This is a genomic window from Clostridium sp. CTA-7 (genome assembly GCF_054768095.1).
In genome coordinates this window covers 404,192-418,587 of record NZ_BAAAAV010000001.1, presented here as the reverse complement: position 1 = coordinate 418,587, position 14,396 = coordinate 404,192, and the positions used below count along the sequence as shown (strand labels likewise).

At 24.6% G+C, this 14,396-nt stretch carries 13 protein-coding genes and 1 tRNA gene; 4 read left to right on the top strand and 10 right to left on the bottom strand.

Translation table 11 applies throughout. The features are described 5' to 3' along the window. Positions 1-47 precede the first annotated feature (47 nt). The 10 genes from ACYUEX_RS01800 to rbsK all read right to left on the bottom strand — a co-directional run bounded on the left by ACYUEX_RS01800 (position 48) and on the right by rbsK (position 12,376). Positions 48-677 carry a DUF488 domain-containing protein gene (locus ACYUEX_RS01800; RefSeq protein WP_411169983.1) on the bottom strand — a complete coding sequence of 210 codons (630 nt, stop codon included), beginning with the start codon at positions 675-677 and terminating at the stop codon, positions 48-50. A 12-nt stretch (positions 678-689) separates the two neighbouring features. Then, complete coding sequence (locus tag ACYUEX_RS01795; protein ID WP_460286304.1) at positions 690-3,722, bottom strand: DEAD/DEAH box helicase; 3,033 nt, start codon at positions 3,720-3,722, stop codon at positions 690-692. 143 nt (positions 3,723-3,865) lie between these two features. Then, positions 3,866-5,128, bottom strand: coding sequence for a sensor histidine kinase (locus tag ACYUEX_RS01790; protein ID WP_460286303.1), 1,263 nt, complete (start codon positions 5,126-5,128; stop codon positions 3,866-3,868). Positions 5,129-5,141: 13 nt separating this feature from the next. Beyond that, the gene (locus ACYUEX_RS01785) at positions 5,142-5,270 is read right to left on the bottom strand and encodes a hypothetical protein (RefSeq protein ID WP_460286302.1); all 129 of its coding nucleotides are present in this window, start codon (positions 5,268-5,270) and stop codon (positions 5,142-5,144) included. Between the two features lie 94 nt (positions 5,271-5,364). Then, positions 5,365-6,063, bottom strand: a complete 699-nt coding sequence (locus ACYUEX_RS01780) for an accessory gene regulator ArgB-like protein (RefSeq protein WP_460286301.1) — start codon at positions 6,061-6,063, stop codon at positions 5,365-5,367. 207 nt (positions 6,064-6,270) lie between these two features. Continuing rightward, positions 6,271-6,924, bottom strand: a complete 654-nt coding sequence (locus tag ACYUEX_RS01775) for a TIGR00266 family protein (RefSeq protein WP_460286300.1) — start codon at positions 6,922-6,924, stop codon at positions 6,271-6,273. Between the two features lie 365 nt (positions 6,925-7,289). Beyond that, positions 7,290-8,552, bottom strand: coding sequence for a sensor histidine kinase (locus ACYUEX_RS01770; RefSeq protein WP_460286299.1), 1,263 nt, complete (start codon positions 8,550-8,552; stop codon positions 7,290-7,292). A 309-nt stretch (positions 8,553-8,861) separates the two neighbouring features. Then, positions 8,862-10,619 (bottom strand): DNA helicase RecQ, encoded by a 1,758-nt coding sequence (recQ, locus tag ACYUEX_RS01765; protein ID WP_460286298.1) that lies wholly within the window; start codon positions 10,617-10,619, stop codon positions 8,862-8,864. Positions 10,620-10,815: 196 nt separating this feature from the next. After that, positions 10,816-11,253, bottom strand: a complete 438-nt coding sequence (locus tag ACYUEX_RS01760; protein ID WP_411169975.1) for a hypothetical protein — start codon at positions 11,251-11,253, stop codon at positions 10,816-10,818. A 193-nt stretch (positions 11,254-11,446) separates the two neighbouring features. Further along, the gene (gene rbsK, locus ACYUEX_RS01755; RefSeq protein ID WP_460286297.1) at positions 11,447-12,376 is read right to left on the bottom strand and encodes a ribokinase; all 930 of its coding nucleotides are present in this window, start codon (positions 12,374-12,376) and stop codon (positions 11,447-11,449) included. 200 nt (positions 12,377-12,576) lie between these two features. Here rbsK and ACYUEX_RS01750 point away from each other — a divergent pair. The 4 genes from ACYUEX_RS01750 to ACYUEX_RS01735 all read left to right on the top strand — a co-directional run bounded on the left by ACYUEX_RS01750 (position 12,577) and on the right by ACYUEX_RS01735 (position 14,322). After that, a tRNA-Met gene (locus ACYUEX_RS01750) sits at positions 12,577-12,652 on the top strand. Positions 12,653-12,802: 150 nt separating this feature from the next. Beyond that, positions 12,803-13,426, top strand: coding sequence for a TetR/AcrR family transcriptional regulator (locus ACYUEX_RS01745; protein ID WP_460286296.1), 624 nt, complete (start codon positions 12,803-12,805; stop codon positions 13,424-13,426). A gap of 16 nt (positions 13,427-13,442) precedes the next feature. Next, positions 13,443-13,832: an FMN-binding protein gene (locus tag ACYUEX_RS01740; protein WP_460286295.1), complete on the top strand. Its 390-nt coding sequence runs from the start codon at positions 13,443-13,445 to the stop codon at positions 13,830-13,832. 10 nt (positions 13,833-13,842) lie between these two features. Next, complete coding sequence (locus ACYUEX_RS01735) at positions 13,843-14,322, top strand: flavodoxin domain-containing protein (protein ID WP_460286294.1); 480 nt, start codon at positions 13,843-13,845, stop codon at positions 14,320-14,322. Positions 14,323-14,396 lie beyond the last annotated feature (74 nt).

Below are 14,396 nucleotides of genomic sequence, written 5' to 3'. Positions count from 1 at the left end.
TTCATAAAGCTCTTTGTTTTACTATATAATTAATGTTTTCGCTTAGATCAACGCTTTTTCTCTACAGGTAAACATTCAATTCTATAACCAATTTCCTTGTTAGCCATTCTATATCCCTCATTTACCATTTCTTCTCTACTCATTTCATTTCCTAATAAAGCATCTATAGTTATTTGTGATCTACCTGGAAAGTATTTATCAAGTACTCTTTCATCAATGTAATCTTGATTTTTTATAGAATAATCATCCAAAATATGCATTACATTAAATCCAGCTTCTTTTAATGACCTTCCAACTAATATGCTTCTATGGCATCTTATTGGATCTTGCATTGCTCCAAGTAATGCAATTTTATATCCCTTGTTACAACCATCTTCTAGCCTTTCAACACCTTTTATAAAGTCTTCTTCATATATAACTTTTTCAAAGTCTGAATATCCTTCATTGTTATAAGAAACTTTATTTATTCTTTTTGCTGCAAGCTCTTTAGCCATATAAATATATATAAATCCTGCTTTAGTTAAGGTATATTTTATAGTTTCTTTGTCAAATTGAACATTATATTTAGAATAAGGTGTTCCTCTAATATCCACAACGCAATTAATATCATAATATCTTAGCATATCTATTAACTTTTCAACTGTATAGTTTGAATGTCCTATTGTATATATATCCATAGCTTATTTTTACTAACTAAATAGTTTTAGTAACTCCTCTTCTGTTATTGTATTTAATCTTTCTCCACTTAATATATTTCCATCTATTATTTTGCTAATTAATTCTTTCTTTTCTTCTTGAAGCTTTATAATCTTTTCTTCAATAGTATCTTTAGATATAAGTTTTATTACTTCAACTACATTTTTTTGACCAAGCCTATGAGCTCTATCTGTCGCTTGATCTTGAACTGCTGGATTCCACCAAGGATCAAAATGAACAACAACACTAGCTGAAGTTAAATTTAATCCAACTCCACCAGCTTTTAAAGAAATTAAGAATATATTTTTATCTCTATTATTAAATTCATTAACTAAATTTATTCTTTCTTTTGCTTTAATACTTCCATCTAGATATAAAAAGCTAATATTATCCTCTTCTAATTTATTTCCTATCTTTTTCAATACAGATGTAAATTGTGAAAATATAATTATTTTTTTATTTGAGTCTATAGTTTCTTTTGCAATTTCCTTAACTGCTTTTATCTTTGCACTTTCTTCTTTAAAATCATCAATTAATAAAGATGGATCTAAACAAAGCTGACGTAATTTTGTAAGATAAGATAATATAACAATTTTATTATCTTTAATTTTTTTATTTTCCTTAAGCTTCTTTTTAACTTCTTTCATATATGAATTATAAATTTGTTTTTGACTAAATGTCATTGGTATTAAATATTCTTTTTCTATTTTATCTGGTAATTCATCTAATACATCTTCTTTTAATCGTCTTAGTATAAATGGAGAAATTAGTTCTTTAAGTTCTTTTAAACTTTCATCATCTCCATTTAAAAATCTATTTTTGAACCTTTCTTCATTATATAAATATCCAGACATTATAAAATCAAATATTGACCATAATTCTAGCAAATTATTTTCTATTGGTGTTCCTGTTAGAGCCAATTTACAGTTAGCTTTTATTGATTTAACTAACTCTGTAATTTTAGATTTTTTATTTTTAATATTTTGTGCTTCATCAATTATACAAAAATCAAATTTTTTCTCTTTGTACCATTCATAATCACTTCTTAAAGTTCCATAAGTTGTTAGTAAAACATCATATTTTTTATAATCATCTTTAACTTTATTTCTTTCATTAACACTTCCATGAATTATTCCTATTTTCAAACTATCTGCAAATTTTTCAAATTCACTTTTCCAATTGTATACAACAGAAGTTGGAGTTATAATTAAACTCTTTTTATTTTTGTTTGAAAGTAATAAAGTTATTGTTTGAATAGTTTTACCAAGTCCCATATCATCAGCTAATATTCCTCCAAAGCCTAGGTTCTCTATTGTCCTTAGCCAATTGTATCCCTTAATTTGATAAGTTCTAAGATTTGCATTTAAATCCTTTGGAAGCTCATAATTTTTTTCTTTATTCTTTAAATTATTTATTAATTCATTTATTTTTTCTTCTCCAGTTATAAATGGAATTGTTCTATTTTTTATTTTATTTTCTAAATGTAATAAGTTAAATTTATCCACATATATTTCTTTTTTATACACATCATTAAATAAATTTAGTTCTTCTATTGTTTTGAAAAACTCAACTACTTCCATGTCATTTAAATCTAAAAAATTATTTTCTTTAGTTTTATAAAAGGATTTTCCCTTTTTTATTTGTTCCATTATATCTACTATTTCGTTATAGTTTACTCCATCTATCTTATAATTAAACTTATAATAATCCTCTATTTCTTCAATTTCACTTAATATATTATTAGATTTTATAAGCTTTATTTCAGCAAATTCATTAGATAAAGTAACTATTCCAATTTTATTCAACTTATTTATACCTTCACTAAGTAATATGTATTTATCTTCATCATTTCCTATAAATATAAATTTATCTTTATGTTTTATAAACTTATATCTTTCAAGTTCCATTTCTATTTTTTCTTTAGCTCTAGTATCCTTTAACCCATTTAAGGCATTTGCATAATTTATATCAATACTACAATATATATTTTCATTTTCTTTTTCTATATAAAATCTTGGAGTATTAACTTTATTTATTTCATTTTTTACAGTTTCATCTATAATTATATCCTTTGAAATTTCACCTACTATAAATAATAATTTCTTTAAGTTACTTTCTGTATTTTTATAAATCAAACTATCTTTTTGAGCTAGCTTATCATATATTGCTCTATAATATTTTAATTGTTTTTCTGTAGGTAAATATATTTTCTTATCATATATCCAAACTTCTTTTTTATTATCAATAGGTATTGTACTCTTCTTTTGAGGCTTTAATATCAAAGCTTCACCTTTTTTCTTTAATGTAAAGATTAAAGGCATATCCTCTTTGTGAATTATTGAATTATAGTTCATATAGTCATATGTTAAAACTATATTTTTATTATTATCTATTAACTCTAAAAAACTTCTAAGTTCATCTCTATATAATATAAAGTTTCTACTATCTATAATTCTATTTTTACTTTCTTTAAATCTCGCCTTTAAAAAATCTATTATTAAAGTATCATTTTCATTAAACTTATTATTTTTATCAAATAAAAACTTACCTAATACTTCTACTACAATTGTATTTTCTTCTCCTGCTCTAAGCTCTAAATGATATTCTTCATTTTTATTTACTTTAACTTGCTTTATCTTTATATCTAATTTTAATATTTTCTTATTAATGTCATTTTTTTCTTCACTAATATTTTCTTGTTCTCTATTATTTAATATTGCATAATAAAATTTATACATAGTAGCTACTAAATGACTACAAATATAATTTTTCATTTGCTTACTATTTTCTTCAAATTGATTACAGCTACATTTAGTATCAATTATTTTATTATTAGAATCAAACTTTAAATGAGTACTATATTCATCTTTATTTTCTAAAACTCTTCCATATATATGATAAGTATCATTTATTTTTTTACTTATAACTTTAGAAATTAATTCTTTTTTTAACAACTCTATTCCATTTCTTTTTGAGATGCTAGAGCTTAAATTTAAAATATAATTCATCATAACTTTTAAATTCATATGTATCACCTCTTCTCAAAATAATATTTATATCTGTACTTATCTTATATACTACTAAATATTATAAACATAAAAAAACCTATAGGGTAGATTTTTTATATCTACTCTATAGGTATATTACATTTATGTATTTTTATTATTCACTAGTTAATACATAAAGGTATCTTTATTATAAAATTTGTTAACTCTCTACTACTTACTACATTAATACTTCCATTATGCTTATCAAGTATCTCTTTTACTATATATAAACCGAATCCGTTATCACCATTTTTATTTTTTTTAGTAGAAAATCCTTGTTCAAAAATTCTATCAATAATCTTTTTATCAATTTGAGGTCCGTTATTCTGTACACTTATTACAACATGATTATAGTTATAATAACTTTTAATCATTAATAATCCACTTCCCTTTAATGCTTCAACAGAATTTCTTACTATATTAGAAATAACCCTTTGTGCTTCAATCTCACTTATATTTGTATCTTCTAATTTAGCTTTTTCATCTATTAGAACGTCTACATCTTTTAAATCAATAGCATTAACTATTTGAGATATAATAGAATCTTCACTACTTAAAACTTTAACTTGTGTTGAAATATTATTCCCGGATATTATACCTTTTAATAACTCTCCGAGTTTTTCATAATTCCCCATAAGATATGCACCATATAAATATGAAATCTGAGAGCCATGGTCATGCTTTATTTTTTTTAGTTCATTAATTTTCTTTTCTAACTCTTTATTCAAACTATTTATCTCTTTAGATTTCTTTTCTATGCTTGCAAAGTACCAAGTAACGAAAATAATAAATGCACCTAATAATAAAAATATTGTTTCTTCAAATATTGGATTATCCTTACCATTAATAATAAATGATAAAGATATTATAAAATCAAGTATTATTGTTATTATTATAAAAGTAATTATAGATGAAATTCTTGATTTAATACTTAAATATACTTTATACATAAATTTCATATTCCTTAAAACAAAATATGAAATAATATATGAAGACCAATAGGTAATTAATATCATTAGTGAATTCATATTCTTGATATTAATATTTATACTATTGATAGCAAAGTTAAGTATAATATTACTAATAATTGAATTCATACAAATTATAAAATATATCATGCTAAATCCAATAGTTGCTGATAATTTATCTTTATAATAGGGAAAAACTGCTAAAATTAATGATACTATATGCATTATTATGATTGATAAGCTATAATTTCCCATAAAAGATGTAAGCAATATTGTTGCTAATGATATCACTACTATCAATACAATTAATTGTATTGTATCTTTTTTATATTTTTTATCAACACAATAATTTATTGTACTAATAATCATAATAGTTTGAAGAAAACTATTTATAATATCATATATCCCAGTGTACATATATTAAACCTCTCTATCTAGTCTTTTTAATTGCTTCTGGCATATCTTCTACACCTATACCTGCTAAAGATGTTGGTCCTACATTTACTAAAAATGCAGCTAAAAATAATACAAAAGTTCCTAAATACTTCTTTCTTTTCATTTAATTCACCTTCTTATTTTTATATTTATTAAACATTAATATAGCTTGTACTAAAATTATTCAAACTATTATTTGTGAAAACCAACTAATTTTTCTATCTAGTTTTTTTAATTGCTTCTGGCATATCTTCTACACCTATACCTGCTAAAGATGCTGGTCCTGCATTTACTAAAACTGCTGCTAAAAATAATACAAAAGCTCCTAAATACTTCTTTCTTTTCATTTGATTCACCTCCTTATTTTTATATTTATTAAACATTAATATAGCTTGTACTAAAATTGTCCAAACTATTATTTGTGAAAACCAACTAATTTTGAACATAATAATTGAAAGTAGAGTTAGTATTAAAACATTTATAACACCTATTTTTCTATTTTTTCTAATAAGATCTTCTCTTGTAATAGGCATTCTACTGTCTATTATCGGTGCCTTATTATAAATAGAAAATATACTTACTAGGTTTAATATAATGCAACTTATTAAATTTAATTTATTATTTTCAAATAGAACTATTATTAATACTACTATCATTAACGTAGCAATAAAACATTTTATTTGTGTATCTTCATGATATCCACCAATGAAAGGCTTTGTAATACACATAATAAAAGTTATAGTTACACTTTCTTTAAAATATCCTAATAAAGAAAATATAAAAATTATTAATGAAAATTTTACAACTTCATATACAAAAATCTTTAACGCATACTTAGCTTGCTCTATTTGCTCATTACTATAATTATTATATTCTCCTAAATTCTCAACCCATCTATATATTAACTTTTCTACCATTTTAATTACCTTTTACCTTATTTTTACTATGTAACTTATATTATACAGTATATCTATATCTTATTCTACATTTTTCACTTATAATTTTAAAAACTAGAACTTTTTTTAGTAATTCTATTCCATTTCTTTTAAATATACTATAGATTAAATTTAATATAGAATTCTATATTCGCATTATGCTCACCTTTCTTTTCCAAAACTCCTATATCATTTGGAAGGTTGTTGCATAACTGCAGGGTTCCTTGTTTGTATCCATAACTCTCCTGGCCCTTCAAATTTACAAACTAATCCTTCTCCACCAGCTATAGAACTAAATACTCCTGACATAAACTCAACACTATATTTCATTCTACTATCCCAAAGCACCATATGATTGCTATCTACCACATAATTTTCGCCAATACCAAGTTCTTTTTTTATAATAGCTCCATAAGAACTAATTACTAAAGTACCTCTTCCTGATGCCTGCATTTGAATTAAACCTTCCCCTGAGAACATTCCAGCAATACCACCTGATTTAGTACTTACATCAATTCCAGATGTTGATGCTAAGAATGTCGATCTCCCTAACCTATAACTTATACTTCCATCCATTTCTATTAATTTTATATCTCCTAAAAATTGAGGAGCCAATATAAGCTCTCCATCTTCTTTTGCCTTGAACTTTTGTATAAATAAACCTTCTCCTGAAAACATTCTTCCTAATGTTTTTCCAATTCCTCCACTTTTAGCTTTAACATCAAATACAGGACTCATTGAAACCATAGCACCAGATTCAACTATGAACTCTTCTCCTTTAACTGCATTTATCTTTATAACTTTATTGCTATCACTACACAGTAATTCAAATTTATTTTCCATAAATATTCTCCTTTATATAAAAATTTTTAAGCTTTTTATTATTTATCAATTACAATATGAAACATAGCTTTAACATACAAGGCTAACAATATAATACTTTTAAAATATTACTCTCTCCCCATATATTACATTATATATATTATCGCCTTCAATCTATGTAAAATAACGTCTTTTTTGCGAATATTTTATTCGACATATTTTTATTTATTAATATTTTTACTCTTTAGAAGATAACTTTAATAACTAAACATCTTACAATAGTTATACACAATAAATATAGAAATATAATTTCCTAAAGAGTAAAAAGCCTATAGAGTAGATTTTCCCTCTACTCTATAGGCTTTTTCTATTTATGTATATATAAACTAATTAATATGTAATGGTAATTTTATAATAAACTCTGTTAACTCTTTACTACTTAATATATCAATATCTCCATTATACTTATCAACGATTTCTTTTACTATGTATAAACCAAAACCATTATCCCCATTTTTATTTTCTTTAGTAGAAAATCCTTGTTGAAAGATTCTATTGATAATATTTTTATCAATTTCTGGTCCATTATTCTGTACACTTATTACAATATTATTATAACTATAATAACTTTTAATCATTAATAATCCTTTTCCATCTAATGCCTCAACAGAGTTTTTTACTATGTTAGAAATAACTCTTTGTAGCTCCATTTCACTTACATTTGTATGTTCTAATTCTGCTTTTTCGTCTATTAAAACATCTACATCTTTTAAATCAATAGAATTAACTATCTGAGATATAATGGAATATTCACTACTTAGAACTTTAACATTTGTTGAAATATTATTACCAGCTATTATACCTTTTAATAACTCTCCAAGCTTTTCATAATTCCCCATAAGATGTGCTCCATATAAATATGAAATCTGTGAACCATGATCGTGCTTTATTTTTTTTAGTTCATTAATCTTCTTTTCTAATTCTTTGTTTAAACTATTTATCTCTTTAGATTTTTTATCTATGCTTGCAAAATACAAAGTAACGAAAATAATAAATGCACCTAATAATAAAAATATTGTTTCTTCAAATATTGGATTATCCTTACCATTAATAATAAATGATAAAGATATTATAAAATCAAATATTATTGTTATTATTATAAAAGTAATTATAGATGAAATTCTTGATTTAATCATTAAATATACTTTATACATAAATTTCATATTCCTTAAAACAAAATATGAAATAATATATGAAGACAAATATATAGTTAATATCATTAGTAAATTCATATTGTTGCTATTAACATTTATAACATTGGTAAGAAATCTAAGTATAATATTACTAATAATTGAATGCATACAAATTATAAAATATATTATGCTAAATCCAATAGTTGCTGATAATTTATCTTTGTAATAAGGGAAAATTGCTAAAATTAATGATACTATATGCATTATTATGATTGATAAACTATAATTTCCCATAAAAGAGGTAATCAGTATTGTTGCTAAGGATATCACTACTATCAATACAATTAATTGTATTGCATCTTTTTTATATTTTTTATCAACACAATAATTTATTGTAATAATAATCATAATAGTTTGAAGAAAACTATTTATAATGTCATATATCCCAGTGTACATATCTCAAACCTCTCTATCTAGTTTTTTTAATTAATTAAGTTTTTTAATTTAACTAATTACAATGGGTATTATACAATATACATATGTATTTTTCTACATTTTATTTTATATTTTTCTAGATTTTTCTATATTCTTCTACATTTTTATTCATACGTTTTCCTATTTATGTGATTAAAATTAATAATTTTAAAATAATACTTATAATTACGGTAAATACTACAAAACTCATTCTTAGCATTTTATAATAAATATACACTATGGATGTATCATATTGAATTTAACATTCAATTTGATACATACTCATTAATATTAGTTAACATTTATTATATTAAGAACTTCATCTCCGTACCTTTCAAATTTCTTTTCTCCCATACCTCTTATATTAAGTAATTCTTCTTTATCCTTTGGGATTTTATTAGCTAGTTCTATAAGAGTTGAATCTGAAAATATTATATAAGGCTTTATTCCTAATATGTTTGCTTTCTCTTTTCTCCATAATCTTAATTTATTAAATAAATCTTTATTTAGTATCTTTTCTTCTATATCTTCACTTAACTTACAAATTACTTTTTCTTGAGATTTTAATACTTTTATTGATCTGGGATTTAATCTTAGCATTGAATATGTACCGTCTTTTAAGTTAACATATCCTAAGTCTATTAATGTTTTAATTAAATCTCTAATAAATTTACTACTATAATCCTTCATTATTCCATAAGTTGATAGTTTATCTAGCTGATTTTGAATTATCTTAGGTCCTTTAAAACCTCTTAAAATATCAACTAATACTGAAATTCCATACTGCTCTCTTGTTCTATATACACATGATAAAATCATTTGTGCTTCTATAGTAAAATCTCTAAGCTCTTCATTAGTTAAGCAATTACTACAATTATTACAATAAGGTTTTACATTTTCATCTCCGAAATAATTTAATATAAAGCTCCTATAGCAATTGCCATATTCACAAAAATCCACCATATTTTGAAGTTTTCTAATTTCAACTTCTTTTCTATTATTTCCTACCGTAGTATATATTAAATATTCTAATGTTCTTATATCTTCTCTATTATATAAAAGACGGCATTCCGTTTTTTCACCATCTCTTCCCCCTCTACCAATTTCCTGATAGTAACTTTCTAAATTTTTGCATAGAGTAAAATGTATTATATACCTTACATTAGATTTATCTATTCCCATACCAAAAGCATTAGTTGCAATCATTACATTAAAATTATCTTTTAAAAACTCATCTTGATAATAGTTTTTTTCATCATCCTTTAAACCACCATGATATTTAGCTACAGATAAGCCTCTTTCTTTTAAATAGTAATATAAAGCATCAACTTCTTTTCTAGTTGCACAGTAGACTATTCCTGAAGCTTCTTCATGATCTTTAATATAGTCTTTTACAAATTCTGCTTTATCTTCTTCCTTATGTACTGATATAGCTAGATTTTCTCTATCAAAACTACCTAAATATGTATATGGGTTAATAAGCTCTAAAAGATTCAAAATATCTTTTCTTACTTCTGTAGTTGCTGTAGCAGTAAATGCAGTAACTACAGGTCTAACATTTAAGCTTTTTATAAAAGGAGATATAAACCTATAGCTCTTTCTAAAATCATGTCCCCACATAGAAACACAATGGGCTTCGTCTATGGCAATTTGACTTATCCAAAGCTTTCTAAGCATTTTATTAAAATATTCGCTTTCTAATCTTTCTGGCGCTATATATAAAAGCTTAACTTCACCATCATAACATCTTTTTAAAATTTCATTTATTTCATCTAAGCTTTGAGTACTATTTATATACTCTGCTTTTATTCCTATATCATTTATAGAGTCTACTTGGTCCTTCATTAAAGATATTAAAGGAGATATAACTAAAGTAATTCCATTAAGAATTAAAGCTGGTATTTGGTAACAAATTGACTTTCCACCACCAGTAGGCATTATACAAAAGCTATCTCTTCCCCTTAAAATATTAGATATTATTTCACTTTGCCCTTCTCTAAAGGAGTTATATCCAAAATACTTTTCTAACACTTCTATTGCTTTATTCATAACGTTATCCACTCCTTTCTCTTTAAAATTCTACCATATTTTTAAATTATTAAAACATTTCATATAAAAAATTATATGATTACGTTTTCAAAACTCTGAACTTTTATACTTTCCTCTAGCAATAAATAAGTAAGATTCCTATACTAATAGAAACCTTACTTATTTAAAATTATAATTAACGTTTACATAATTATGCTTATTGATTTAATATTTCAATTATCTTCTTGTTTTGTTCCTTTGTTAAATTAAGTTTCTTTGTTATATTTAATAACTTTTCAAATAATTCATCTTCACTTATTAAATTTCTTAAATAGCCAGTTATAGTATTACTTATTTTTAAAACTATCTGAAGAACTTCTATTCTTTCCTCATTTTTAAGTTTATTCTGTTCTATAGATCTATATAATATATAGCCATATACTGAGCATAATTCAACATAGTCTATTATTTCTTCTGATGATATTTTATTTATCATACATTCAATTTGTACTGGTGAGTACTTTTGGTATATATCATTATTTATATTAAAATGTAAAGCTGCATTAATAAATTCATCCTTTAATTCATCCTTTAATTCATTTGTTACTTTTTCATTTAAGTAATTTAAAACTAGCTTATATATTATAACATCCATTACTACAGTCCCCCTAAATAATTCCTATACTTATAATTTATCATAATATTTATAATTTTGAAATTATATTCTTTAAAATTTTGAATATATTTTATATTTATAAAAAAGGTTACCTTCTTTAATGAAAGTATCTTTTCATTATCTATGAATAATTACTATAATATTCTATTTAATAGTATAGTTTCTCATTAGCTTACTCCTCTCCATAAACCTCTTCCACCTCTTTTAAATATGGTATTGAAGGTTGTGCTCCTTTTCTTTGAACTGCTATTGATGAAACTTTATTACCAAAGGTTACTGCTTTTATAAGATTTTCTTTATTCAAATTTCTTATATCTAATTTAGAACTCAAACCTCCTATAAAGCTATCTCCTGCTGCCGTTGTATCTATTGCATTAACCTTAAATGCTGGTACTACTTCACAGAAATCTTTTCCTATTACTGCTGCACCTCTTGCCCCTAAAGTGATAATTACAAATTTCACTCCTTTATCTTGGAAAGTTTTCGCTGCTTTCTTTACATCTTCTAAACTTTCAACTTTAACCCCAGTTAAGACTTCTGCTTCTGTTTCATTTGGAACTATAATATCTGTTACTTTTAAAAGTTCATCATCCATCGTTTTTGCTGGTGCTGGATTCAATATTGTTACTTTTCCAAATTCTTTAAATTTCTTAAATGCCTTTAATGTAATTTCTTCAGGAGTTTCAAATTGAGATATAAGTATATCACTTTCTTCTAAAGCTCTTATAGATTTATCAATTTCCCCTTCATTCATTGTCATATTTGATCCTGGTGCAACAACTATTGAATTGTTTCCATTTTCGTTAACCATTATAATTGCCATTCCTGTTGCTTCTTTGTCATCTTCATATATGAAATTTACATTTATATTATCTTCTTTTAGTTTGCTTTTTAATATTAATCCATTATCATCTTTACCTATTTTAGATATCATGAATACTTTTGAACCACTTCTTCTTGCTGCTACAGCTTGATTAGCTCCTTTTCCTCCTGATATCTTTTCAAAAGATTTTGATAAAATAGTTTCACCTACTTGAGGTATATCCTTAACCTTTAAAACTAAATCCATATTCATGCTTCCAAGTACACATATCTTATTCATAAATCTCTCTCCTAAATGATTTATTATTTACTGAAGCGGTTTAGTGAATCGCTTAACTAAATAATAAATCATTCGTAAACGTTTTGTAATGGTTTTTTTAATATTTTTAAATTTTTTTTAAAATATTTTAATATTTTCCTTTACTTTTGTTAATAATAGTACTATACTTAACATACTGACTGAGGTTAGTGCATTGATATCGCGGGATGGAGCAGTTGGCAGCTCGTCGGGCTCATAACCCGAAGGTCGTAGGTTCAAGTCCTGCTCCCGCAACCAATATTTAAAGATAGTGTATAACTAGAAATAGTTCTACACTATCTTTTTTTAATTTCTTTTCTATATATTGACATAAAAAAAATACAATGATACTATATCATTAAACACTGTTCAATAATTAAACGATGTTTAATAAATTAGGAGTTAATTATGATTATAGAAAAAAGAAGAGATCGTGAAATAGAAGAAATGAGAGAGCTTATTCTTTCAGCAGCAAATGAAATTATAGCTTTAGAAGGATTTGAAAAATTATCTATTAGAAAAATAGCTAAGAAAATTGAATACTCACCTGCTATAATTTATCACTACTTTAACGATAAAGAAGAAATAATAAATAATTTAATGCTAAAAGGATATAAAAAAATAGTATCTGCTATATCTTCAGCCGAAACAAAATCTAATTCTGCTGAAGAAAAATTAATAGAAATGACTAAAAATTATATAAACATAGCCCTAAGTATGCCTGAAGAATTTATGGCTGCTCAGTTAAATACGTCAAAAGAAGCTTTAAAATACACATCCTATTTATTTAAAGGGGCCTCAAAAGAAAAAGCAGCTCTATCTTCACTATATAAATGCTTACAGGATATTTATAAAGATAAACTCATAGATGAAGAAACCCTAGAATTAACTGCTCAAATTATAGCAGTATCAACATTAGGACTTATAATAAAGCTATCTATAGAAAAAGATATGGAAGAAGAACAAAAACAAAAATTAATTGAGTTTTACTCAAAGGAAATAGTATTAAAAATAGCTCACAATAATAAATAGTTAGGAGAGAATCTATTTGAAGACATTTTTTAAAATATTAATGTCACTAATACTTTTATTTTTGCTTATTTTTGTAGGAGTAATTTTTTATTTATCTCGAGGTCTTAATGAAGGTATGAGCATTAGTTTAAATGGCATAGACATCTCTAAATTAGATGATGGCAAATACACTGGAGAATATGATCATGGAAGATGGACCAATAAGCTTGATATTACAGTTAAGAATAATAAAATTACTGAGATTTTAATTAAAGATGATGTTACTTTTTCAAAGCCAGGTGTAAGTGAGGAATTATTTAATAAAGTTATTGAAACCCAAAGCACTAAAATAGATGCTATATCTGGCGCAACAGTAACATCTAAAGCTTATCTTAAGTCTATAGAAAATGTATTAAATAAAAAATGAGGTGAATTAAATGAGTACTTTAATCCTTTATTCAAGCAAATACGGATGTACAGAAAGATGTGTAGAATTTATGTCTAAAGAACTTAAGGATAAACCAAATATAATTAACTTAAAAAACTCAGGAGATATTGATATTTCAAAGTACGATAAAGTCATTATTGGCGGATCAATATATATGGGTAGAATACAAAAAGAAGTAACAGAATTCTGTTCAAATAATTTGAAAGAATTAAAAGAAAAGCAAATTGGTTTATTCATTTGTGGAATGCAAGAAGGAGATGCAATAAATAATGAACTCATTGAAAATTTCCCGCCAGAATTAATTAATATAGCAATATCAAAGATCTATTTTGGAGGAGAATTCAATTTTGACAAAATGAACTTCTTTGAAAAATTTATAGTTAAGAAAATAGCCAAAACATCCTCCAGCAAATCAAATATACTAAATGATAATATTCATAAATTTGCCCAAGCAATGAATTCTATTTAATCATTATAAAGAAGGAGATATAATATTACGGCAACTTGGATCTTGCGAGGTCGCAAGTAATATTATATCTTCCC